The sequence below is a fragment of the Pseudomonas sp. MAFF 730105 genome (assembly GCF_055380705.1).
This window is the reverse complement of sequence record NZ_AP018438.1, coordinates 1,278,396-1,301,507: the sequence shown is the minus strand read 5'-3', so window position 1 is coordinate 1,301,507 and position 23,112 is coordinate 1,278,396. Positions and strand designations below refer to the sequence as shown.

Sequence of the window (23,112 nt, the reverse complement as noted above, 5' to 3'; positions counted from 1 at the left end):
GATTACTTCAGCTGATTCATGCGCTCGATGACCTGGCGCGTGATGTCGTACTGAGGTTTGACATCGATCACTGCGCCACGCTCGAACACCAGGTCAAAACCACCTTTCTTGATGACTTCTTCCACAGCGCTGTCGAGTTTCGGCTTGAGCTGCTTGAGCATTTCACGGTCGGCAACGGCTTTCGCTTCGTTCAGTTCCTTGGACTGGAACTGGAAGTCACGAGCCTTTTGCTTGAATTCAAGCTCCAGACGCTCACGCTCGCCCTGGGCCATCTTGTCGCCACCGGCGACCAGGCGATCCTGGATCCCTTTGGCACTGCTTTCCAGGCTCTTGAGCTTGGTCAGTTGCGGGCCGAATTTTTTCTCCGCATCCACGGCGTATTTCTTCGCCGCGTCGGATTCCAGCAAGGCCATCTGATAGTTCAGAACGGCGATCTTCATGTCGGCAAAAGCCGGACCTGCGACCAGCACGGTCGCCAGGAGAACCAATTGAGTCAACTTACGCACGATGTACTCCTACAAAATCCATTGTCGTTATCTTGGGTCAGACGCTTAGAACGTCTGGCCGAGGGAGAATTGGAACACTTGGGTTTCAGCGTCATCCGGTTTCTTGATCGGCATCGCCAGCGCGAAGCTCAAAGGACCGAGCGCGGTAACCCAGGTCACGCCTACACCAACGGAACTGGCCATGTTGCTGAGGCTGATGTCGTTGCACTGAGTGTTGGACTTGGTGCCGTTAGTGTTGGTGGTGTCGCTGCACTTGGAGTCGAAGACGTTACCCACATCCCAGAATACCGAGGTCCGCAGCGAGCGCTGATCCTTGACGAACGGCATCGGGAACAGAACTTCAAGACCACCCTGGATGAGTACGTTGCCACCAAACGGCAGTGGGTCCTGATCCGGGTCGGCTACGGTACCCGGGTTGGTGCCCTTGCTCGGGGTGCTGCGTGGGCCCAGGGTACTGTCCTTGAAACCACGTACCGAGTTGAAACCACCTGCGTAATAGTTCTCGTAGAACGGCAAGCCATCGGTCGACCCGTAGCCATCACCATAGCCCAGTTCGGTATGCAGGCGCATGGTGTAGGTGTCGGTCAACGGCTGGAACAGCTGGCCGCGATAGTCGAGCTTGAAGAACGACAGGTCACTGCCAGGCGTCGTCGTTTCCAGGACCAGGCTCTGGGAATGACCACGTGTCGCCAGTACGCCCTTGTTCAGGGTCGACTCGGACCAGCCGGCAGACGCCTTGAAGTTGAGGTAGCTGTCGCCTTCCTTGTTAACGAAATCGAAGATCTCGTCGACGGTGTATCTACCGGTGTTGATCTTGTCCTGCTGGGCAGTCAGACCGAACGTCAGGCGCGAAGTCTCGCTGATCGGATAACCGATGTTGGCGCCGACACCATAGCTGTCCACCGCATAGCTGGAGATATCGGAGTCGAGCTCGTCATAGTCGGTGGTGCGATAGAAGGCGTTGTAGCCCAGGCTCACACCGTCGGCAGTCCAGTAGGGGTCCACGAAACCGAAATTATAGCGGGTCTGGTATTCACTGCGGGTCAGGCCGATGCTGACCTTGTTACCAGTACCCAGGAAGTTGTTCTGGGTAATCGAGCCACCGAGGATCAGGCCGGCGCTCTGGGCAAAACCGACACTGGCGGTGATCGAGCCGGAAGCCTGCTCTTCGACGCTGTAGTTCACATCGACCTGGTCGTCGACGCCCGGCACCGCTGGGGTCTCGACGTTGACTTCCTTGAAGAAGCCCAGGCGCTCCAGACGGGTCTTGGACTGGTCGATCAGGTAGGTCGAAGCCCAGCCACCTTCCATCTGGCGCATTTCACGACGCAGCACCTCGTCCTCGGACTTGGTGTTGCCACGGAAGTTGATGCGATTGACGTAGGCACGCTTGCCCGGGTCCACGGCGAAGGTGATGTCGACGGTGTGGTCTTCATCATGTGGTTGCGGCACGCCGTTGACGTTGGCAAAGGTATAGCCTTCGTTACCCAGGCGGCGGGTGATCAGTTCGGACGTGGTGGTCATCAGCTTGCGCGAGAACACCTGGCCTTTCTGCACCAGCAGCAGCGACTTGACCTGGTCTTCAGGCACCTTCAGGTCACCGCTGAGCTTGACGTCGCGAACCGTGTACTTCTCGCCTTCGTTGACGTTGACGGTGATGTAGACGTGCTTCTTGTCCGGGGTAATGGACACCTGGGTCGAAGCGATGTCCATGTTGATGTAGCCACGGTCCAGGTAGTAGGAACGCAGGCGCTCCAGGTCACCGGAGAGTTTTTCACGGGCGTACTTGTCATCGTTCTTGAAGAACGACAGCCAGTTGGTGGTCTTGAGTTCGAACAGGTCGATCAGGTCTTCGTCGGGGAAAACCGTGTTGCCCACCACGTTGATGTGCTGGATGGCTGCCACGGTGCCTTCGTTGATGTTGACCTTCAGGCCCACACGGTTACGTGGCTGCGGCACCACTTCGGTGTCGACGGTGGCCGAATAGCGACCCTGGGCGACGTACTGGCGCTGCAGCTCGTTACGCACACCTTCGAGGGTCGCGCGCTGGAAGATCTCGCCTTCGGCCAGACCGGACTGCTTGAGGCCTTTCATCAGGTCTTCGGTGGAGATCGCCTTGTTGCCTTCGATCTCGATGCTGGCGACTGACGGCCGCTCGACGACCGTAATGACCAGAACGTTACCGTCACGGCCCAGCTGGATATCCTGAAAGAAACCGGTCTTGAACAGCGCACGAGTGGACTCCACCAGGCGCCGATCATCCGCCTGCTCGCCGACGTTCAACGGCAAGGCACCAAAGACGCTACCCGCGGAAACCCGCTGGAGGCCGTTGACACGAATATCAGAGATAGTGAAGGACTCGGCGTGAACTTCGGCGATCATCAACACGGTAAACACCGCGGTTAGCAGCAGACGTTTCATGAAGTCCTTTCTTATTCCAACTGGCAATAAACAAACTGCCGCAAAATGCGGCAGATTCGCAATTCAGCGAAGCGTTACAGACGACCCAGATCGTTGACCAAGGCAAGCAACATCACCCCGACCACCAAGCTGATACCAATCTGTATCCCCCAACCTTGAACCCGATCCGACAAGGGACGACCACGCGCCCACTCGATCAGATAAAACAGCAGATGCCCCCATCCAGTACCGGGATGGGCAGCAAATTCAGAACCCCCAGGCTAATGCTCAGATAAGCAAGGAAATTCAGGAAATCAGCAACGCCCGACTGGGCAGAAGCGCCCGCCACTTTAGCAATGGTTATCGGTCCACTCAAGTTTTTTACCGAGAGCTCGCCGAACAACATTTTCTTCAGTGAGTCGAGGGTCAGGACACTCATGGTCCAGGTACGACGCGCACCCTCGCCAATCGCTGCGACCGGACCAAAACTGACCTCGCGGATCATCTCCGGTGGCCAATCGACAGCCTTGACGCCCGCCCCAGGTAACCCGCTGGCGTCTTGCTCTCGCCGCGAGCGGCCAGGGTCACCGGGACGTCGATTGGAGCACCGTCGCGCTCGACGTGCAGCACAATTTTGGTATCAGGACGTACACGAACCGCGTCGACCACCTGCTGCCAGTCATTGACCGACTGACCATCGAGGGCCAACAGGCGATCACCGGTCTTCAGCCCAGCCGCCTGCGCCGGCCCCTTCGGATCGAGCTCGGCCAACACCGGAGGCAATGCCGGACGCCAGGGTCGGATACCCAGGGAGCGGATCGGATCCGGCTCATCGGCCCCCTTGAGCCAGTTATCCAATGCCAGTTCCCGAGGAGAATCCGTCGTCGAGCCTTGCTCGCGCACCATCAACTGCAACGAACCGCTCTCGCCCAGCCGACGCACGAGTTGCAAGTTGACGGCAGCCCAACCGGAAGTCGGCTCGCCGTCGATGGCAACGATTTCCTCACCCGCGCTCAATCCCGCCCGGGCCGCGACGCTGCCGGCCTCGACCGCGCCGATGACAGGACGTACCTGCTCGCTACCCAACATGGCCAGCGCCCAGAAGAACACCATGGCCAGCAGGAAGTTGGCGATCGGCCCCGCCGCCACGATGGCGATGCGCTGCCGGACAGTCTTGCGATTGAAGGATTGATCGAGCTGATCGGCGGGCACTTCGCCTTCACGCTCGTCGAGCATTTTCACGTAACCGCCCAGCGGGATGGCGGCCACAACGAATTCGGTGCCCTTCTTGTCATGCCAGCGCAGCAAGGGCATGCCAAAGCCGACGGAAAAACGCAGGACCTTCACGCCACAGCGACGGGCGACCCAGAAATGACCGAATTCGTGAAAAGTGACCAGCACACCCAACGCAACCAGGGTGCCGACAATCATATAGAGCGCGCTCATCTGTTTTCTCCGCAATCCTGTCCAGGGCAGCCCCGGCTAACGTACCGCAGCCTCAGCGTCCGTGGCGCTTCAACCATTGACCCGCCAGCTCGCGGGCCCGGGCATCCACGGTGAATACTGCGTCGAGATCATCGAGGGCAACCACGGCCTCGAGATTCAAGACTTCCTCGATGATACTCGCGATCTCGAGGTAACGGACACGTCCATCAAGAAACGCGGCCACCGCCACCTCATTGGCGGCGTTCAGCATGGCCGGGGCACTGTCGCCCGCCTCGGCCGCCTGCCGCGCCAGGCGTAGGCAAGGGAAGCGTTGCTCATCGGGCGCCTGGAAATCCAGGCGGGCGATAGCGAACAAGTCCAGCGGTGCCACACCCGAATCGATTCGATCCGGCCAGGCCAGCGCATTGGCGATGGGCGTGCGCATGTCCGGGTTACCCAATTGGGCCAGCACCGAACCGTCTACATAGTCCACCAGCGAGTGAATCACACTCTGCGGATGAATCACCACCTCGACCTGGGACGGCCTGGCATCGAAAAGCCAGCAGGCCTCGATCAGCTCAAGCCCCTTGTTCATCATGCTGGCCGAATCCACGGAAATCTTGCGCCCCATGGACCAATTCGGATGTGCACAGGCCTGTTCGGGTGAAACATGCTCCAATTCTGACAGCGGTGTCTGCCGGAACGGGCCGCCGGAAGCCGTCAGCAAGATCCGCCGGACCCCCACGGCACCCAGGCCACGGGAAAAATCCCGCGGCATGCATTGAAAGATCGCATTGTGTTCGCTGTCGATCGGCAGCAGTACCGAACCACTTTTGCCTACAGCCTGCATGAACAACGCGCCGGACATGACCAGCGCTTCCTTGTTGGCCAACAGGATCTTCTTGCCGGCCTCCACCGCAGCCAGCGTCGGGCGCAGACCCGCAGCGCCGACAATCGCCGCCATCACCGCATCGACTTCAGGATCGGAGGCCACTTCGCACAGGCCCTCCTCGCCCACCAGCACGCGGGTTTGCAGGCCAGCGGCACGCAGGTCATCCTGCAGTGCTCGCGCCACACCGGCTTCGGGCACCACGGCAAACCGCGGGGTGTGACGGATGCACAACGCCAGCAGCTCGCTCAGGCGCGTAAAGCCGCTGAGAGCGAAGACCTGGTAGCGCTCCGGGTGCCGGCCGATGACGTCCAGCGTACTCAGGCCAATCGAACCGGTAGCGCCCAGGACCGTGATCTGCTGAGGACGACTCACGATGCCGCCATCCACAGCAGCACAGCGAAGATCGGGACCGCAGCGGTAAGGCTGTCGATACGATCCAGCACGCCGCCATGGCCAGGCAGCAGATTGCTACTGTCCTTGATCCCGGACTGGCGCTTGAACATGCTTTCGGTCAGGTCCCCGACCACCGAGACGAAGACAATCAGGGCGGCGCCAAACAGGCCGATCAGCAATTGGCCGGCCGTCCATTCCCGTGCAACGCCGACGACGGTCGTAATCACCAGACTCAGGGCGAGGCCACCGTAGACCCCTTCCCAGCTCTTGCCAGGACTGACCTGAGGTGCGAGCTTGCGCTTGCCGAACGCCTTGCCGGAGAAGTAGGCCCCGACATCGGCGCCCCAGACCAGCACCATCACGGCCATGATCTGCCAGTTGCCCAGCGCGCCTTGCTTGATCCAGATAAGACCCTGCCAGGCCGGCAACAGGATCAAGAGACCGATCATCAGCTTGGTCGCGGCATTGGCCCAATGATGGGTCGTGCGGGGGTAGGTCAACACCAGGAAGGTCGCCGTCGCCCACCACAGCACCGAAGCGCCCAGCACCCAGGGTGCAAGACCGGGTACCACATACATGATGAACAGCATGGCCGCCACGACTGCGGCGTAGGTCACACGGGCCGACTGCGCGGCAAAACCGGCCAGCCGCGCCCACTCCCATGCCCCCAACGTTACGACCAGCCCAATGAACAGGGCAAAGCCCGCACCGTCAAGCAGGAAGAAACCGCACAGGGCGATGGGCAACAGGATCAGTGCAGTGATGATTCGTTGTTTGAGCATTAAACCCGGGCCCCAGCTTCGATCTGCTCGCTCGTTTTACCGAAACGACGCTGACGGGAAGCGAAATCGGCCAGCGCAACGCGCATGGCTTCGTGTTTGAAGTCCGGCCAGAACAGGTCGGAGAAGTACAGCTCGGCGTAAGCCAGCTGCCAAAGGAGAAAATTGCTGATGCGATGCTCACCACCGGTGCGGATACACAGATCCGGCAGCGGCAGGTCACCCGTAGCCAGACAGGTCTGCAGCAGTTCAGGCGTGATGTCCTCCGGCCGCAGGTGCCCGGCCTGGACTTCCCGCGCCAGCCGCTGGGCTGCCTGGGCAATGTCCCACTGACCGCCGTAGTTGGCGGCGATCTGCAAGACAAACCGATCAGCACCGGCCGTCGCGGCCTCGGCCTCGCGCATCGCGGCCTGCAACTCCGGATGAAAGCGTGAGCGATCACCAATGATACGCAGGCTGATGCTGTTCTCGTTGAGACGCTTGGCCTCACGACGCAGAGCCTTGAGGAACAACTCCATCAAGGCGCTGACCTCGTCGGCCGGGCGCTGCCAGTTTTCGCTGGAGAAAGCGAACAGGGTCAGCACCTCGACGCCAGCCTCGGCGCACACTTCGATGACCGCGCGAACCGCATCGACCCCCGCCTTGTGCCCGGCGACACCGGGCATGAAGCGCTTCTTGGCCCAGCGGTTATTGCCGTCCATGATGATCGCTACGTGGCGTGGCACCGCGAACGACGCGGCCTGCTTGGTCTTATCCATGAAACGAGACCCTTATACGGCCATCAGGTCCGCTTCTTTTTGCTTGGTGGCCGCATCAATATCAGCCTCTGCCTTGTCGGTCAGTTTCTGGATATCGGCCGCTGCGCGACGCTCTTCGTCTTCGCTGATTTCCTTGTCCTTGACCAGCTTCTTCAGCTCGCCCAGGGCATCGCGCCGGATATTGCGCACGGCAACCCGAGCATCCTCGGCCGCGCTGCGCGCCTGCTTGGTAAAGCCCTTGCGGGTTTCTTCGGTCAGGGCAGGCATGGAGATCAGCAACAACTCGCCCAGGTTGGTCGGGTTGAGGTTCAGACCAGCGCTCTGGATCGCCTTGTCGACCGCCGCGAGCATGTTGCGCTCAAAGGCCACCACTTGCAGGGTGCGCGAATCCTTCACGGTGATGTTGGCGACGCCACTGATAGGGGTGTCGGTGCCATAGTAAGGAACCATCACGCTGCCCAGGATGCTCGGGTGCGCCTTGCCGGTACGAATCTGGCCAAACGCGTGACTCAGGGACTCCAGGGATTTCTGCATACGCGCTTGGGCGTCTTTCTTGATTTCGTTGATCATTGTTGAACTTCCTCGATCAGGGTTCCTTCGGCGCCGCCATGCACGATGTTCAACAGGGCGCCGGGCTTGTTCATGTTGAAGACGCGCAGCGGCATCTTATGGTCGCGGCACAGGCAGATAGCCGTCAGATCCATGACACCGAGCTTGCGATCCAGCACTTCATCGTAGGTCAGATGATCGAACTTCTCGGCATGCGGGTCCTTGAACGGGTCAGCAGTGTAGACACCATCGACCTTGGTTGCCTTGAGCACGACATCGGCATCGATTTCGATCGCTCGCAGGCAGGCCGCCGAATCCGTGGTGAAGAACGGATTACCGGTACCAGCGGCAAAAATCACCACTTCCTTGGAGTTGAGGTGGCGCATGGCTTTGCGGCGATCGTAGTGATCGGTCACGCCAACCATGGAAATAGCCGACATCACGATGGCCGAGATATTGGCACGCTCCAAGGCGTCGCGCATAGCCAGGGCGTTCATCACAGTGGCCAGCATGCCCATGTGGTCGCCCGTAACCCGATCCATGCCGGCCGCGCTCAGCGCTGCACCACGGAACAGGTTGCCGCCGCCGATGACCAGGCCGACCTGAACGCCGATACCGACCAACTGACCCACTTCGAGGGCCATGCGGTCCAGCACCTTCGGATCGATCCCGAACTCTTCCGAGCCCATCAGGGCCTCGCCGCTAAGCTTGAGTAGAATGCGTTTATAGCGAGCCTGATAACCACTGCCCTGCTGAGCCATTGCGAATCTCTCCTGCGGCGTATTTACGAAAATTCTTGGCAGACTGTTTGCAGCCTGCTCTCACTCTAGCGTGACGCTGACACAGCGCCATCGGAACACGGCTTTGTAAGCCAGTTCCGACAGGAAACCAATAAAAATCGGCATCCTTATCCGAAAAGAGGCTGCGCGCGTGAGCGGGCAGCCTCTTCTGGGCGACAGTTGTAAAAACCTGTCTTATTGCTTGCTGGCAGCTGCTACCTGGGCGGCAACTTCTTCAGCGAAGTTGTCGACCGGCTTCTCGATGCCATCGCCTACTTTGAAGTAGGTGAAGGAGACGATTTCAGCACCGGCTTTCTTCGCCAGGTCACCGACCTTGACTTCAGGGTTCTTGACGAACGCCTGCTCAACCAGGCTGGCTTCGGCCAGGAACTTGGAGATACGACCAGCCACCATCTTCTCGGCGATGTCGGCAGGCTTGCCCTTGAGCTTCTCTTCGTTCAACTGCAGGAAAACGCCTTTTTCGCGCTCGATCGCTTCAGCCGAAACGTCCGAAGGCAGCAGGAACTCAGGGTTGGTCGCTGCTACGTGCATGGCGATGTCTTTCGCCAGCTCGGTGTCGCCGCCCTTGAGGACAACAGCCACGCCGATCTTGTTGCCGTGCAGGTAGGTACCCACCACGTCACCTTCAACGCGAACCAGACGACGGATGTTGACGTTCTCGCCGGTTTTGCCAACCAGTACCAGGCGCGCTTGTTCCTGAGCTTCGATCAGCGGAGCTGCGTCGGTCAGTTTGTCAGCGAAGGCCTTGTCGACGCTGGCAGCGACGAATGCCTTGAAGTCGTCCTGCAGAGCCAGGAAGTCGGTCTGGGAGTTCACTTCCAGCAGAACGGCGGCCTTGCCGTCGTCCTTGATGGCGATTGCGCCTTCAGCGGCAACGTTGCCAGCCTTTTTGGCAGCCTTGATGGCGCCCGAAGCACGCATGTCATCAATGGCTTTCTCGATGTCGCCGCCAGCCTTGGTCAAGGCTTTCTTGCAGTCCATCATGCCTTCGCCGGTACGCTCGCGCAGTTCTTTGACCAACGCTGCAGTAATCTCTGCCATTTCAAAATCCTCTTGGATAGGTTTTCAACCATTCCACCCGATCGAACGGGCGATCAATTCTTCCTGGAAAACCATTGCTTATAGACCGCGGCAGATTACAAACAGGTAGCTGCGCTGGCGACAAATGGTTTTCGAGGTGGCAAAAAGGGGGCCAAGCCCCCTTTTTGCTTACTGAGTCAACGCCAGGGCGTCAATTACTCAGCGGCTGCCGCCGGAGCTTCTTCAGCGAAGACTTCGGTGCCGCCTTGAACGTTGTTGCGACCACGGATAACAGCGTCAGCCATCGAACCCATGTACAGCTGGATGGCGCGGATAGCGTCATCGTTGCCTGGGATGATGTAGTCAACGCCTTCCGGGCTGCTGTTGGTATCGACAACGCCGATGACCGGGATACCCAGCTTGTTGGCTTCGGTGATCGCGATGCGCTCGTGGTCAACGTCGATCACGAACAGCGCGTCAGGCAGACCGCCCATGTCCTTGATACCGCCCAGGGAGCGGTCCAGCTTCTCAAGATCGCGAGTGCGCATCAGCGCTTCTTTCTTGGTCAGCTTGGCGAAAGTGCCGTCTTCGGACTGGACTTCAAGATCACGCAGACGCTTGATGGAAGCGCGGATGGTCTTGAAGTTGGTCAGCATGCCGCCCAACCAGCGGTGATCGACGTACGGCGAACCGCAACGTGCTGCTTCTTCAGCAACGATCTTGCCAGCGGAACGCTTGGTGCCGACGAACAGAATCTTGTTTTTGCCCTGGGCCAGGCGCTCTACGAAGGTCAGTGCTTCGTTGAACATCGGCAGGGTTTTTTCAAGGTTGATGATGTGGATCTTGTTACGCGCGCCGAAAATGTACTTGCCCATTTTCGGGTTCCAGTAACGGGTCTGGTGACCGAAGTGCACACCGGCCTTCAGCATATCGCGCATGTTGACTTGGGACATGATAGTTCCTTGATAAGTCGGGTTTGGCCTCCACGTATCCCAATGACCAACCAGCGGCTTATATAAGCCAAAGGCACCCAGGTCATCGTGTCGACACGTGTGTGGATTTAAGCTCACGGGGTCATCCCCGGAAAGCGGCGCATTTTATACCACAGCAAGGGCGAAAACGGAACATGGATTCTGAAATCCTCTGTGGCGAGGAGATTGTGGGAGCAAGGCTTGCCCGCGATGAAGCCTGTGCGGTCCTTCAGAAGTCGAATCACCTGGGTCGCGAGCTAGCTTTGCTCTCCCCCTCCCCTCGCCACTGAGTTCGGCCTGGGGAGCTCTTTGTACTGTTCGTCTGTTAGAATCGCGTTTTCAGGGCCGTGCTGGTCATCATCCGCCGCCCATTTCGTTTTGGACAGCGCCGTCGGGCGCAAAGAGAGCCTGTATGACCGTTACCCTCAAGACTGCCGAGGACATCGCAAAAATGCGTGTTGCCGGCAAACTCGCCGCCGACGTGCTGGAAATGATCGCCGACTACGTCAAGCCAGGCGTGACCACCGAAGAGCTGGACCGCATCTGCCACGACTTCATCGTCAACGAGCAGAAGGCCATCCCGGCGCCGCTCAACTATAAAGGCTTCCCGAAGTCGATCTGCACCTCGATCAACCACGTGGTCTGCCACGGCATTCCCAACGAGAAACCGCTGAAGGACGGCGACACGCTGAACATCGATGTCACCGTGATCAAGGACGGCTATCACGGCGACACCAGCCGCATGTTCCATGTCGGCAACGTGCCAGAGTGGGCCCAGCGCCTGTCGAAGGTCACCCAGGAATGCATGTACATGGCCATCGAACTGGTGAAACCGGGCTGCCGCCTGGGAGACATCGGCGAAGTGATCCAGAAACATGCGCAGAAGAACGGCTTTTCGGTGGTCCGTGAATTCTGCGGCCACGGCATTGGCAAGGTCTTCCACGAAGAACCGCAGATCCTGCACTACGGCCGTGCCGGCACTGGCATGGAGCTTCAAGCGGGCATGACCTTCACCATCGAACCGATGATCAACCAGGGGCGCGCCGACACCAAGGTCCTGGGCGACGGCTGGACCGCCATCACCAAGGACCGCAAGCTGTCGGCCCAATGGGAGCACACCCTGCTGGTGACCGAGACCGGGTACGAAATCTTCACTCTGCGCAGCGACGACACCATCCCTCGCGTTTCCGCCTGAGTCCAATACAGCGCACAGCTATAGATAGATAGAAAGGAAAGCCATTCAATGCCGCAGGTGGATCCCGAACTCTTCGACCGTGGCCAGTTCCAGGCTGAACTGGCCCTGAAGGCAAGCCCCATCTCGGCCTTCAAGAAGGCGATCCGCCAGGCCCACGAAGTACTCGACCAGCGCTTTCGCGATGGGCGGGATATCCGTCGGCTGATCGAGGACCGCGCCTGGTTCGTCGACAACATCCTGCAGAAGGCCTGGGAGCAGTTCAACTGGAGCCTGGATGCCGACATCGCCCTGGTAGCGGTGGGTGGCTACGGGCGTGGCGAGCTGCACCCCTACTCTGACATCGACCTGCTGATCCTGCTGGACAGTGCCGATCACGAGATCTTTCGCGATTCCATCGAGCGTTTCCTGACGCTGCTGTGGGACATCGGCCTGGAAGTCGGCCAGAGCGTGCGCTCGGTACAGGAGTGCGCCGATGAAGCCCGCGCCGACCTGACGGTGGTGACCAACCTGATGGAAAGCCGCACCATTGCCGGCCCCGAACGGCTGCGCCAGCGCATGCTCGAGGTGACCAGCACGGCGCACATGTGGCCGAGCAAGGACTTCTTCCTGGCCAAACGCGCCGAGCAGAAGGCCCGCCACCACAAATACAACGACACCGAATACAACCTGGAGCCCAACGTCAAAGGCTCACCCGGCGGGCTGCGGGACATCCAGACGATCCTGTGGGTCGCCCGCCGCCAGTACGGCACGCTGAACCTTCGGAACCTGGCCGGCGAGGGTTTCCTGGTGGAGAGCGAAAACGCCTTGCTGGCTTCGTCCCAGGAATTTTTGTGGAAGGTCCGCTACGCACTGCACATGCTCGCCGGGCGCTCCGAAGACCGCTTGCTGTTCGATCACCAGCGCTCCATCGCGGGCCTGCTGGGTTTCGAAGGCCAGGACGCCAAGCAGTCCATCGAAAACTTCATGCAGCAGTACTACCGGGTGGTGATGAGCATCGCCCAGCTCAGCGAACTGATCATCCAGCACTTCGAGGAAGTCATCCTCGCACCGGAAGATACGACGCCGCCGCAGCCGATCAACTCCCGGTTCCAGTTGCACGACGGGTACATCGAAGCACGCAATGCCAATGTGTTCCGGCGCACCCCGTTCGCCATGCTCGAAATCTTCGTGCTGATGGCCCAGCAGCCGGAAATCAAGGGAGTACGCGCCGACACCATTCGCCTGCTGCGGGAAAACCGTCACCTGATCGATGACGACTTCCGCCACGACATCCGCAACACCAGCCTGTTCATCGAGCTGTTCAAGTGCAAGATCGGCGTACACCGCAACCTGCGACGCATGAACCGCTACGGGATCCTGGGGCGTTACCTGCCGGAGTTCGGCTTCATCGTCGGGCAGATGCAGCACGACCTGTTCCACATCTATACCGTCGATGCCCACACCCTGAACCTGATCAAGCATCTGCGTAAGCTTCAGTACACCCAGGTGTCGGAAAAATTTCCGTTGGCCAGCAAGCTCATGGGCAAGCTGCCCAAGCCTGAACTGATCTATATGGCTGGGCTGTACCACGACATTGGTAAAGGTCGCCAGGGCGATCATTCGGAAGTCGGCGCGATGGATGCCGAGGCGTTTTGCCAGCGGCACCAACTGCCTATCTGGGACAGCCGGTTGATCGTCTGGCTGGTGCAGAATCACCTGGTGATGTCGACCACCGCCCAACGCAAGGATCTGTCCGATCCGCAGGTGATCCACGACTTCGCCCAGATCGTCGGCGATGAAACCCGTCTGGATTACCTCTACGTGCTGACGGTGGCCGATATCAACGCCACCAACCCGACCCTGTGGAATTCCTGGCGGGCCAGCCTGTTGCGCCAGCTGTACACCGAGACCAAGCGGGCCTTGCGCCGTGGCCTGGAAAACCCGGTGGACCGCGAGGAGCAGATCCGTCGCACCCAAAGCGCGGCCCTGGATATCCTGGTGCGCGGTGGCACCGACCCGGACGACGTCGAACAGCTCTGGTCGCAACTGGGCGATGATTATTTCCTGCGCCACACCGCCGGCGACGTGGCCTGGCACAGCGACGCGATCCTGCAGCAACCGGCCGACGGCGGACCGTTGGTGTTGATCAAGGAAACCACGCAACGCGAGTTCGAAGGCGGCACGCAGATCTTCATCTACGCGCCGGACCAACACGACTTCTTCGCCGTGACCGTGGCCGCGATGGACCAGCTCAACCTCAACATCCACGATGCCCGGATCATCACCTCCAGCAGCCAGTTCACCCTCGACACCTATATCGTGCTCGACACCGAAGGCGATTCGATTGGTGACAATCCGAAACGGGTCAAACAGATTCGCGACGGTCTCACCAGCGCCCTGCGCAACCCGGCAGACTACCCGACCATCATCCAGCGGCGGGTGCCACGCCAACTCAAACACTTCGCGTTCGCCCCGCAGGTGACGATCCACAACGATGCCCAGCGCCAGATCACGGTGCTGGAACTCAGCGCCCCGGACCGCCCCGGCCTGCTGGCGCGGATCGGTCATATTTTCCTGGAGTTCGACCTGTCGCTGCAGAACGCCAAGATCGCCACCCTTGGCGAGCGGGTGGAAGACGTCTTCTTCATCACCGACGCCCATAACCAGCCGTTGTCCGATCCCCTGCTGTGCAGTCGCCTGCAGGACGCGATCGTCCAGCATTTGAGCGTCAATCAGGAACCGGATACCAACCTGACACGCATCAACATCTGAACCCATGAATTCCCCTGTGGGAGCGAGCCTGCTCGCGATGGCGGCGCGACATTCAGCATTGAGATCGCCTGCCCCACCGCTATCGCGAGCAGGCTCGCCCCCACAGTCCCACATTGAACGAGGCCCCCATGAACAACGCCCTGAACCAGTTGCAGCCCTACCCGTTCGAAAAGCTTCGCGCCCTGCTGGGCAGCGTCACGCCCAACCCGGACAAGCGGCCGATTGCATTGTCCATCGGCGAACCCAAGCACCGTTCACCCAGTTTTGTCGCCGAAGCCCTGGCCAGCAATCTGGACCAGATGGCCGTCTATCCGACCACGTTGGGTATCCCCGCCCTGCGGGAAGCCATCGCCGGCTGGTGCGAACGACGCTTCAGCGTGCCCAACGGCTGGCTTGACCCGGCGCGTCATGTGCTGCCGGTCAATGGTACCCGGGAGGCGCTGTTCGCCTTCACCCAGACCGTGGTCAACCGTGGCGACGATGCACTGGTGGTCAGCCCGAACCCTTTCTATCAGATCTATGAAGGCGCCGCGTTCCTGGCCGGGGCCAAGCCGCACTACCTGCCGTGCCTGGACGAGAACGGCTTCAACCCGGATTTCGATGCCGTTTCGGCGGACATCTGGAAACGCTGCCAGATCCTGTTCCTGTGCTCCCCTGGCAACCCGACCGGCGCCCTGATTCCGGTGGACGTGCTGAAGAAACTCATCGCCCTGGCCGACGAGCACGACTTCGTGATCGCCGCTGACGAGTGCTACAGCGAACTGTACTTCGACGAACAGACCCCGCCACCGGGCCTGCTCAGTGCCTGCGTCGAACTCGGCCGCCAGGACTTCAAGCGCTGCGTGGTGTTCCACAGCCTGTCCAAGCGCTCCAACCTGCCTGGCCTGCGCTCCGGTTTCGTGGCGGGCGACGCGGACATCCTCAAGGGTTTCCTGCTGTATCGGACCTATCACGGCTGCGCGATGCCAGTGCAGACCCAATTGGCGAGCATCGCCGCGTGGAACGACGAAGAACACGTACGGGCCAACCGGACGCTGTACCGGGAGAAGTTCGACGCCGTGCTGGACATCCTCAGCCCGGTGCTGGACGTGCAACGCCCCGATGGCAGCTTCTACCTGTGGCCAAACGTGGCAGGCGACGACGCAGCCTTCTGCCGGGATCTGTTCGAACAGGAACACGTGACCGTGGTGCCGGGCTCCTACCTGTCCCGCGAAGTCGATGGCGTCAACCCGGGCGCCGGCCGCGTGCGCATGGCCCTGGTTGCACCACTGGCCGAATGCGTCGAAGCCGCAGAGCGGATCCGCGCATTCATCCAGCGTCGAGGTTGAGGGCTGTTGTGGGAGCGAGCTTGCTCGCGAAGGCGTCAGTTCAGTGGCCTATCCGTAGACTGATATGCCGCTTTCGCGAGCAAGCCCGCTCCCACACTGAATTACGGATTCCCACTCTCCCCGTAGCGACGCCGAAACCTGTGGGAGCCGAGCTTGCTCGCGATGACGGCGGTACAGTCGATAACATCGCAAGCTGATCCAATGCAATCGCGAGCAGGCTCGCTCCCATACTGGATAGTGAGTGGTCGCAGTATTCGGGAACTCACTGAACAAAATCTCAGCAACGCGGCGGTTACGCAACGCACCTATTTCGGTACATTTCACTGATGACTGAGGTACCGCAAATGAACAAGCATATTGGATCTGACTTTGATGAGTTCCTCGCCGAGCAAGGCATTGCCGAAGAGGTTTCCGCTACGGTGCTCAAACGCGTTATTTCCTGGCAGATTGCCGAGGCAATGAAACTACAGAAAGTCACCAAAAAAAGCCTTGGCGAGCGGATGCACACCAGTCGCACCGCAGTTGATCGTGCGCTCGATCAGAACGATGCAGGAATGACGCTGGCAACGCTTGCCAGCGCAGCTCGTGCGCTAGGTCAGAGGGTGGAAGTACGGTTGGTGCCTGAGCAGGAAGGGGCTCACGCATAAGCGCTTTTGTGGCGAGGGGATTTATCCCCGCTGGGCTGCGCAGCGGCCCCCAAAACAGACAACTCAGTGTGCCAGAACGATTGAGTTCACTGCTTTAGGGTTGCTGCGCAGCCCAACGGGGATAAATCCCCTCGCCACAGGTCCAGCGCTTCACAGGTATTTTTGTGTTTGCCTTTCGATTTATCGCGCGCAAGCTTTGCTCCCACAGTGGACTTGTGGGGCTAACGCAACCTGTGATCAATACCGGATACTGTGGGAGCAAAGCTTGCTCGCGATGAAACCACCTCGGCCTGCCAGAAGACCGCGTCATCGTTCATCGCGGGCAAGCCTCGCTCCCACAGCCGTCCGGTCATGGCATAATCCCTCACCTTTTATTTCCGGCACCTGCAAAGGGGGCAGTTCCTTGACCGATTCAAGCAAAACGTTGCACCTTTTCGGCATCAAAGCCTGTGACACCATGAAAAAGGCGCGCACCTGGCTCGATGACCACGCTGTGCGCTACGACTTTCACGATTACAAGAGCGCCGGCATCGACCGTGAGCACCTGACCCAATGGTGCGACGAGCATGGCTGGCAAGTGGTGTTGAACCGTGCCGGTACGACCTTTCGCAAGCTCGACGACGAACGCAAAGCCGATCTCGACCAGTCGAAAGCCATCGAACTGATGCTCGCCCAACCCTCGATGATCAAGCGCCCGGTGCTCGATCTCGGTGACCGAACCCTGATTGGCTTCAAGCCAGATATCTACGCGGCAGAAATCAAGTAAGCCTGCCCAGTCCATTTTGTTGAGGTAATGTTCATGTCCACTACCCTGTTCAGCCTGGCCTTCGGCGTCGGCACCCAAAACCGTCAAGGCGCCTGGCTGGAAGTGTTCTACGCACAGCCACTGCTCAACCCGTCGGCCGACATCGTCAAGGCCATCGCGCCGATCCTGGGCTACAGCGAAGGCAACCAGGCCATCACCTTCACCACCGCCCAGGCCTCGCAACTGGCCGAGGCCCTCAAGGGTGTCGATGCCGCGCAAGCCGCGTTGCTGACCCGCCTGGCCGAAAGCCACAAGCCGCTGGTCGCCACCCTGCTGGCTGAAGATGCGCAACTGAGTTCCACCCCCGAGGCCTACCTCAAGCTGCACCTGCTGTCCCATCGGCTGGTCAAGCCCCATGGCCTGAACCTGGCTGGCATTTTCCCGCTGCTGCCGAACGTGGCCTGGACCAGCCAGGGTGCGATCGACCTCAGCGAACTGGCCGAACACCAACTCGAAGCCCGCCTGCGTGGCGAGCTGCTGGAAGTGTTCTCGGTGGACAAGTTCCCGAAAATGACTGACTACGTGGTTCCGGCCGGCGTGCGTATCGCCGATGCCGCACGGATCCGCCTGGGCGCCTACGTGGGCGAAGGCACCACCGTGATGCACGAAGGTTTCGTCAACTTCAACGCCGGCACCGAAGGCCCGGGCATGATCGAAGGCCGCGTGTCGGCTGGCGTGTTCGTCGGCAAGGGCTCGGACCTGGGCGGCGGTTGCTCCACCATGGGCACCCTGTCGGGTGGCGGCAACATCGTGATCAAAGTCGGCGAAGGCTGCCTGATCGGCGCCAACGCCGGTATCGGTATTCCATTGGGCGACCGCAATACCGTGGAATCGGGCCTGTACGTGACCGCCGGCACCAAGGTGGCGCTGCTGGACGAGAACAATCAGCTGGTCAAGGTGGTCAAGGCCCGCGACCTGGCCGGCCAGCCTGACCTGCTGTTCCGTCGCAACTCTGAAACCGGCGCAGTGGAATGCAAGACCCACAAGTCGGCCATCGAGCTGAACGAAGCACTGCACGCGCATAACTAAGCCGCTTCACCGTCACCTGTGGGTGCAAGCTTTTGTGGGAGCCGAGCTTGCTTGCGATGAACGATGACACGGTCTTGCAGTTAAACCGTGTTGCTCCCATCGCGAGCAAGCTCGACTCCCACAGGCCCCGCTTCCACAGGGTCCAGCTTCACTTCAGCAGGGCCCGAAAGCATGTTGATTCCATCCCCCTGGCGTGCCGATTTCCCGGCCATCGCTGCCCTGCAACGGCAAGGCCAGACCTACCTGGACAACGCCGCCACCACGCAAAAACCCCAAGCCCTGCTGGATGCCCTGGCGCATTACTACGCCAACGGCGCGGCCAACGTGCACCGTGCGCAACACTTGCCAGGCGCCCATGCCACCCAGGCGTTCGAAGACAGCCGTCTCAAGGTGTCGCAATGGCTCAATGGGGGGGAATGCGGGCAGATCGTGTTTACCCACGGCGCCACTTCGGCGCTGAACCTCCTGGCCTACGGCCTGGAACACCTATTCAATCCAGGCGATGAAATCGTCATCAGCGCCCTGGAGCACCACGCCAACCTGCTGCCCTGGCAGCAACTGGCCGAGCGCCGTTCGTTGACGCTGGTGGTGTTGCCGCTCGACACCCACGGGGTGATCGACCTCGACGCCGCCGCCGATCTGATTGGCCCGCGTACGCGCTTGCTGGCGGTGAGCCAATTGTCCAACGTGCTTGGCACCTGGCAACCCTTGCCGCCGCTCTTGGCACTGGCCAAGGCCCAGGGCGCCTTGACGGTCATCGATGGCGCCCAGGGTGTGGTCCACGGCCGTCACGATGTGCAGGCCCTGGAATGCGATTTCTATGTGTTTTCCAGCCACAAGCTCTACGGGCCAGAAGGGCTGGGCGTATTGTTTGGCCGCAACGAAGCACTTCGCGAGCTGCGTCATTGGCAGTTCGGTGGCGAAATGGTGCAGCAGGCCGACTACCACCGCGCCTCTTTCCGCCCTGCGCCCCTGGGTTTCGAAGCCGGCACACCGCCCATCGCCAGCGTGATCGGCCTGGGGGCGACCCTGGATTACCTGTCCACCCTCGACGCACAAGATGTCATTGACCATGAGACTGCGTTGCACGACTACCTGCTCCACGGCCTGCTGGCGCGCAACGGCGTGCGCCTGGTGGGCGATCCACGGCTGGCGCTGGTCAGTTTCGTGGTGGACGGCGTGCACAACGCCGACCTCGCTCATTTGCTGACCGAGCAAGGCATTGCCGTGCGCGCCGGGCATCACTGCGCCATGCCGCTGTTCAAGCATCTGCAGCTGTCGGGAGCGATCCGGGTATCGCTGGCGCTGTACAACGACTCCGCCGATATCGAGCGTTTCTTCGAAGCCCTCGATCAGGCCCTGGAGATGCTGCGATGAACCTGCCTGTCGATGCCGCCACAGCGCTGCAAATCTTCCAGGACGCCTCGGGCTGGGAACAACGGGCCCGGCTGCTGATGCAGTGGGGCGACCGCCTGCCGCCGCTGAACGAGGCGGACAAGTGCGACACCAACCTCGTCAATGGCTGCGAAAGCCAGGTATGGCTGGTGGGGCGGTTGCAGGACGGGCACTGGCAGTTTGCTGCCAGCAGTGATGCGCGGTTGATTCGCGGGTTGGTGGCGCTGTTGCTGGCACGGGTCAACGGCTTGTCGGCCGAAGCGTTGCAGCAGGTGGATTTGCCGGACTGGTTCAATCAGTTGGGACTGTCGCGACAGCTGTCGCCTTCCCGCAGCAATGGCTTGAATGCGGTGTTGCAGCGGATGCGTGAACTGACTCAGCAGCCGAACGCGGAGCGTCCGTAGAGGCATTCCCACGCAGAGCGTGGGAACGATCTCACGTCCTATCCGCCGGCCGCCGCACACCCGCGACAATCTTATCCACAGCCTTGGTCGCCGCGACCATGCCGAACGTCGCCGTCACCATCATCACCGCGCCAAACCCGCCGGCGCAGTCGAGCTTCACACCGTCGCCGACAAAACTCTTCTGCAAGCAGATGCTGCCGTCGGGTTTGGGGTAGCGCAGTTGCTCGGTGGAAAACACGCAGGGCACGCTGTAGTGACGGGTCACAGTGCGGGAAAAACCGTAGTCGCGGCGCAGGGTGGACCGTACTTTCGAAGCCAACGGATCGTTGAAGGTACGGTTCAGGTCGCAGACCTGGATCAGCGTCGGGTCGATCTGCCCGCCCGCGCCGCCGGTGGTGATAATCTGGATCTTGCGACGCTTGCACCAGGCGATCAGCGCAGCCTTGGCGTTGACACTGTCAATGCAGTCGATCACGCAGTCGATGTTCGGCGTGATGTATTCGGCCATGGTGTCGCGGGTGACGAAATCCGCCACGGCGTGCACCGTGCAATCGGGGTTGATCCCGCGCAGGCGTTCGGCCATCACCTCGACCTTGGGTTTGCCGACGGTGCTGTCCAGGGCGTGCAACTGACGGTTGGCGTTGCTGACGCAGACGTCGTCCAGGTCGAACAGCGAAATCTCGCCCACGCCACACCGGGCAATGGCTTCCGCTGCCCAGGAACCGACCCCGCCCACCCCGACAATCGCCACATGGGCCGCCCGCAGGCGCTCCAGGCCTTCGAGGCCATACAAACGGCCGATACCGGCAAACCGTGGATCTTCTGTACTCATGACCATTACCCCAAAAACCGGCGCGCATTATAGGGCACCAGAAAACCATTGTGGGAGCGAGCCTGCTCGCGATGGCGGTGCTTCAGTCAATATCACCGCCACTGATCCTCCGCCATCGCGAGCAGGCTCGCTCCCACAAGGTTTTGTGCTCCAACCGACAGACACCGGGGGCCAACGATTGCTGTTTTGCTATAAGATAACCGCCATTTTGCGGGAGGCTGCCCGCTTCAGCACTCGCCTTGCGCTCACACAATATTCCCGGAGTTTCCATGACGGCCCACGCCGACCTCTCGCCGACCCTGCAACTCGCCTGCGACCTGATCCGCCGTCCGTCCGTGACGCCGGTGGATGCCGATTGCCAGAAACTGATGATGCAGCGCCTGGGCGATGCAGGTTTCAAGCTCGAACCGATGCGCATCGAGGATGTGGATAACTTCTGGGCCAGTCACGGCAAGCATGACGGTCCGGTGCTGTGCTTCGCCGGGCACACCGATGTGGTGCCGACCGGTCCGGTGCAGGCCTGGCAGCTCGATCCGTTCGATGCGGTCATCGACGATGAGGGCATGCTCTGTGGCCGTGGCGCGGCCGACATGAAAGGCAGCCTCGCGGCGATGGTGGTGGCGGCCGAGCGGTTCGTCGCCGACTACCCGGACCACAAGGGCTCGATCACCTTCCTGATCACCAGTGATGAAGAAGGCCCGGCCCACCACGGTACCAAGGCTGTGGTCGAGCGCCTCAAGGCCCGTCAGGAGCGCCTGGACTGGTGCATCGTCGGCGAGCCGTCGAGCACCGCCCTGGTGGGTGACGTGGTCAAGAACGGCCGTCGCGGCTCCCTCGGTGCGAAGCTGACCGTGCGCGGCAAGCAAGGCCACGTGGCCTACCCGCATCTGGCGAAGAACCCGATCCACCTGGCGGCTCCGGCGCTGGCGGAACTGGCCGCCGAGCATTGGGACCATGGCAACGATTTCTTCCCGCCCACCAGTTTCCAGATCTCCAACCTCAACTCTGGCACCGGTGCGACCAACGTGATCCCGGGTGAGCTGGTGGCAGTGTTCAACTTCCGCTTCTCCACCGAATCCACCGTCGAAGGCCTGCAGCAGCGCGTCGCTGACATTCTCGACAAACATCAACTGGACTGGCACATCGACTGGGCCCTGTCCGGCCTGCCGTTCCTCACCGAGCCGGGCGCGCTGCTGGACGCCGTGTCGTCGAGCATCAAGGACGTAACCGGTCGCGAAACCCAGGCCTCCACCAGCGGCGGGACGTCCGACGGTCGTTTCATCGCCACCATGGGCACCCAAGTGGTGGAACTGGGCCCGGTCAACGCAACCATCCACCAGGTCAACGAACGCGTACTGGCGGCCGATCTCGATGTACTCACCGAGATCTACTACAAGACGCTGATCAAGTTGCTCGCCTGATGCTCGCCTGCCCGATCTGCAGTGAGCCGCTGAACGCGGTGGACAACGGAGTGGCCTGCCCGGCCGGGCATCGGTTCGACCGCGCCCGCCAGGGCTACCTGAACCTGTTGCCGGTGCAGCACAAGAACAGCCGCGACCCCGGCGACAACCAGGCCATGGTCGAAGCCCGCCGCGACTTCCTCAACGCCGGGCACTACGCCCCTGTCGCCCGACGCCTGGCCGAGTTGGCGGCTGAACGCAGCCCCGGCCGCTGGCTGGACATCGGTTGTGGCGAGGGTTACTACACCGCACAAATCGCCGACGCACTGCCCGATGCCGATGGCTATGCCCTGGACATTTCCCGCGAGGCGGTCAAGCGCGCTTGCAAACGCAATCCACAGCTGACCTGGTTGATCGCCAGCATGGCGCGGGTGCCGCTGGCCGACGGCTGCTGTCAATTCCTGGCAAGCGTGTTCAGCCCGCTGGACTGGCAAGAGGCCAAGCGCCTGCTCAGCCCCGGTGGCGGCCTGATGAAAGTCGGCCCTACCCGCGGCCACCTGATGGAACTGCGCGAACGCTTGTACGACGAAGTGCGCGAGTACACCGATGACAAGCACCTGGCCCTGGTCCCTTCGGGCATGGCGCTGGAGCACAGTGAAACCCTGGAATTCAAGCTGATACTCGAGAACGGCCAGGACCGCGCCAACCTGCTGGCGATGACGCCCCACGGCTGGCGCGCCAGTGCCGAGCGCCGCGCCAGCGTGATCGAACAGACCGAGCCGTTCGAAGTCACGGTGTCGATGCGCTACGATTATTTCGTTCTTCAATAACCT

The 23,112-nt window shown here is 60.9% G+C and carries 20 protein-coding genes and 1 pseudogene; 10 read left to right on the top strand and 11 right to left on the bottom strand.

Annotated elements, in window-relative coordinates; genetic code table 11:
- Positions 1-2: 2 nt before the first annotated feature.
- The 10 genes and pseudogenes from PCOSP_RS05675 to rpsB form a co-directional block, all read right to left on the bottom strand.
- Positions 3-506, bottom strand: a complete 504-nt coding sequence (locus tag PCOSP_RS05675; protein ID WP_024779019.1) for an OmpH/Skp family outer membrane protein — start codon at positions 504-506, stop codon at positions 3-5.
- Positions 507-551: 45 nt separating this feature from the next.
- Positions 552-2,927, bottom strand: a complete 2,376-nt coding sequence (gene bamA / locus PCOSP_RS05670) for an outer membrane protein assembly factor BamA (RefSeq protein WP_139647361.1) — start codon at positions 2,925-2,927, stop codon at positions 552-554.
- A gap of 74 nt (positions 2,928-3,001) precedes the next feature.
- A pseudogene (rseP, locus tag PCOSP_RS05665) lies at positions 3,002-4,352 on the bottom strand (sigma E protease regulator RseP).
- Positions 4,353-4,404: 52 nt separating this feature from the next.
- A complete protein-coding gene (gene ispC / locus PCOSP_RS05660; RefSeq protein WP_139647357.1) occupies positions 4,405-5,595 on the bottom strand; it encodes a 1-deoxy-D-xylulose-5-phosphate reductoisomerase in 1,191 nt (396 codons plus the stop codon).
- Positions 5,592-6,398: a phosphatidate cytidylyltransferase gene (locus PCOSP_RS05655; RefSeq protein ID WP_139647355.1), complete on the bottom strand. Its 807-nt coding sequence runs from the start codon at positions 6,396-6,398 to the stop codon at positions 5,592-5,594. The genes ispC and PCOSP_RS05655 overlap by 4 nt, the downstream gene beginning before the upstream one ends.
- Entirely contained in the window at positions 6,398-7,153 is a 756-nt protein-coding gene (uppS, locus tag PCOSP_RS05650) for a polyprenyl diphosphate synthase (protein WP_024779014.1), read from the bottom strand. Before uppS ends, PCOSP_RS05655 begins: the two co-directional genes overlap by 1 nt.
- A gap of 12 nt (positions 7,154-7,165) precedes the next feature.
- Positions 7,166-7,723 carry a ribosome recycling factor gene (frr, locus tag PCOSP_RS05645; RefSeq protein ID WP_139647352.1) on the bottom strand — a complete coding sequence of 186 codons (558 nt, stop codon included), beginning with the start codon at positions 7,721-7,723 and terminating at the stop codon, positions 7,166-7,168.
- Entirely contained in the window at positions 7,720-8,463 is a 744-nt protein-coding gene (pyrH, locus tag PCOSP_RS05640; protein ID WP_003198235.1) for a UMP kinase, read from the bottom strand. The genes frr and pyrH overlap by 4 nt, the downstream gene beginning before the upstream one ends.
- A 213-nt stretch (positions 8,464-8,676) precedes the next feature.
- Positions 8,677-9,543, bottom strand: a complete 867-nt coding sequence (gene tsf / locus PCOSP_RS05635) for a translation elongation factor Ts (RefSeq protein WP_139647350.1) — start codon at positions 9,541-9,543, stop codon at positions 8,677-8,679.
- 194 nt (positions 9,544-9,737) lie between these two features.
- Positions 9,738-10,475 carry a 30S ribosomal protein S2 gene (gene rpsB, locus PCOSP_RS05630; protein WP_033034560.1) on the bottom strand — a complete coding sequence of 246 codons (738 nt, stop codon included), beginning with the start codon at positions 10,473-10,475 and terminating at the stop codon, positions 9,738-9,740.
- A gap of 430 nt (positions 10,476-10,905) precedes the next feature.
- Between rpsB and map the strand changes: the two genes are divergently transcribed.
- The 8 genes from map to PCOSP_RS05590 all read left to right on the top strand — a co-directional run bounded on the left by map (position 10,906) and on the right by PCOSP_RS05590 (position 20,047).
- Positions 10,906-11,688, top strand: a complete 783-nt coding sequence (gene map / locus PCOSP_RS05625) for a type I methionyl aminopeptidase (protein WP_139647348.1) — start codon at positions 10,906-10,908, stop codon at positions 11,686-11,688.
- Between the two features lie 48 nt (positions 11,689-11,736).
- Positions 11,737-14,439 carry a [protein-PII] uridylyltransferase gene (locus tag PCOSP_RS05620; RefSeq protein WP_139647346.1) on the top strand — a complete coding sequence of 901 codons (2,703 nt, stop codon included), beginning with the start codon at positions 11,737-11,739 and terminating at the stop codon, positions 14,437-14,439.
- A gap of 128 nt (positions 14,440-14,567) precedes the next feature.
- A complete protein-coding gene (dapC, locus tag PCOSP_RS05615) occupies positions 14,568-15,767 on the top strand; it encodes a succinyldiaminopimelate transaminase (RefSeq protein WP_175385104.1) in 1,200 nt (399 codons plus the stop codon).
- Positions 15,768-16,111: 344 nt separating this feature from the next.
- Positions 16,112-16,414: a Fis family transcriptional regulator gene (locus tag PCOSP_RS05610; protein ID WP_464710506.1), complete on the top strand. Its 303-nt coding sequence runs from the start codon at positions 16,112-16,114 to the stop codon at positions 16,412-16,414.
- Positions 16,415-16,817: 403 nt separating this feature from the next.
- Positions 16,818-17,180: an ArsC family reductase gene (locus PCOSP_RS05605; RefSeq protein ID WP_139647342.1), complete on the top strand. Its 363-nt coding sequence runs from the start codon at positions 16,818-16,820 to the stop codon at positions 17,178-17,180.
- A gap of 33 nt (positions 17,181-17,213) precedes the next feature.
- Positions 17,214-18,248, top strand: coding sequence for a 2,3,4,5-tetrahydropyridine-2,6-dicarboxylate N-succinyltransferase (dapD, locus tag PCOSP_RS05600; RefSeq protein WP_047702245.1), 1,035 nt, complete (start codon positions 17,214-17,216; stop codon positions 18,246-18,248).
- 171 nt (positions 18,249-18,419) lie between these two features.
- Positions 18,420-19,625 carry an aminotransferase class V-fold PLP-dependent enzyme gene (locus tag PCOSP_RS05595; protein ID WP_175361622.1) on the top strand — a complete coding sequence of 402 codons (1,206 nt, stop codon included), beginning with the start codon at positions 18,420-18,422 and terminating at the stop codon, positions 19,623-19,625.
- Positions 19,622-20,047 carry a SufE family protein gene (locus PCOSP_RS05590; RefSeq protein ID WP_139647339.1) on the top strand — a complete coding sequence of 142 codons (426 nt, stop codon included), beginning with the start codon at positions 19,622-19,624 and terminating at the stop codon, positions 20,045-20,047. Before PCOSP_RS05595 ends, PCOSP_RS05590 begins: the two co-directional genes overlap by 4 nt.
- A gap of 31 nt (positions 20,048-20,078) precedes the next feature.
- On the opposite strand, the gene tcdA is transcribed toward PCOSP_RS05590, so the two are convergent.
- On the bottom strand, positions 20,079-20,879 hold the full coding sequence (gene tcdA, locus PCOSP_RS05585) for a tRNA cyclic N6-threonylcarbamoyladenosine(37) synthase TcdA (RefSeq protein ID WP_175385107.1): 801 nt from the start codon (positions 20,877-20,879) through the stop codon (positions 20,079-20,081).
- A gap of 269 nt (positions 20,880-21,148) precedes the next feature.
- Here tcdA and dapE point away from each other — a divergent pair, with 269 nt between their 5' ends.
- Positions 21,149-22,300 carry a succinyl-diaminopimelate desuccinylase gene (gene dapE / locus PCOSP_RS05580; RefSeq protein WP_139647334.1) on the top strand — a complete coding sequence of 384 codons (1,152 nt, stop codon included), beginning with the start codon at positions 21,149-21,151 and terminating at the stop codon, positions 22,298-22,300.
- On the top strand, positions 22,300-23,109 hold the full coding sequence (locus PCOSP_RS05575) for a putative RNA methyltransferase (RefSeq protein ID WP_139647332.1): 810 nt from the start codon (positions 22,300-22,302) through the stop codon (positions 23,107-23,109). Before dapE ends, PCOSP_RS05575 begins: the two co-directional genes overlap by 1 nt.
- Positions 23,110-23,112 lie beyond the last annotated feature (3 nt).

Coding starts and splice junctions, on each gene's coding strand:
- PCOSP_RS05620 (WP_139647346.1), top strand. CDS start 11,737: ATGCCGCAGGTGGATCCCGAACTCTTCGACCGTGGCCAGTTCCAGGCT.
- map (WP_139647348.1), top strand. CDS start 10,906: ATGACCGTTACCCTCAAGACTGCCGAGGACATCGCAAAAATGCGTGTT.
- dapE (WP_139647334.1), top strand. CDS start 21,149: ATGACGGCCCACGCCGACCTCTCGCCGACCCTGCAACTCGCCTGCGAC.
- PCOSP_RS05655 (WP_139647355.1), bottom strand. CDS start 6,398: ATGCTCAAACAACGAATCATCACTGCACTGATCCTGTTGCCCATCGCC.
- dapC (WP_175385104.1), top strand. CDS start 14,568: ATGAACAACGCCCTGAACCAGTTGCAGCCCTACCCGTTCGAAAAGCTT.
- PCOSP_RS05595 (WP_175361622.1), top strand. CDS start 18,420: ATGTTGATTCCATCCCCCTGGCGTGCCGATTTCCCGGCCATCGCTGCC.
- uppS (WP_024779014.1), bottom strand. CDS start 7,153: ATGGATAAGACCAAGCAGGCCGCGTCGTTCGCGGTGCCACGCCACGTA.
- PCOSP_RS05575 (WP_139647332.1), top strand. CDS start 22,300: ATGCTCGCCTGCCCGATCTGCAGTGAGCCGCTGAACGCGGTGGACAAC.
- tcdA (WP_175385107.1), bottom strand. CDS start 20,879: ATGAGTACAGAAGATCCACGGTTTGCCGGTATCGGCCGTTTGTATGGC.
- bamA (WP_139647361.1), bottom strand. CDS start 2,927: ATGAAACGTCTGCTGCTAACCGCGGTGTTTACCGTGTTGATGATCGCC.
- dapD (WP_047702245.1), top strand. CDS start 17,214: ATGTCCACTACCCTGTTCAGCCTGGCCTTCGGCGTCGGCACCCAAAAC.
- frr (WP_139647352.1), bottom strand. CDS start 7,723: ATGATCAACGAAATCAAGAAAGACGCCCAAGCGCGTATGCAGAAATCC.
- pyrH (WP_003198235.1), bottom strand. CDS start 8,463: ATGGCTCAGCAGGGCAGTGGTTATCAGGCTCGCTATAAACGCATTCTA.
- PCOSP_RS05590 (WP_139647339.1), top strand. CDS start 19,622: ATGAACCTGCCTGTCGATGCCGCCACAGCGCTGCAAATCTTCCAGGAC.
- tsf (WP_139647350.1), bottom strand. CDS start 9,543: ATGGCAGAGATTACTGCAGCGTTGGTCAAAGAACTGCGCGAGCGTACC.
- rpsB (WP_033034560.1), bottom strand. CDS start 10,475: ATGTCCCAAGTCAACATGCGCGATATGCTGAAGGCCGGTGTGCACTTC.
- PCOSP_RS05610 (WP_464710506.1), top strand. CDS start 16,112: ATGAACAAGCATATTGGATCTGACTTTGATGAGTTCCTCGCCGAGCAA.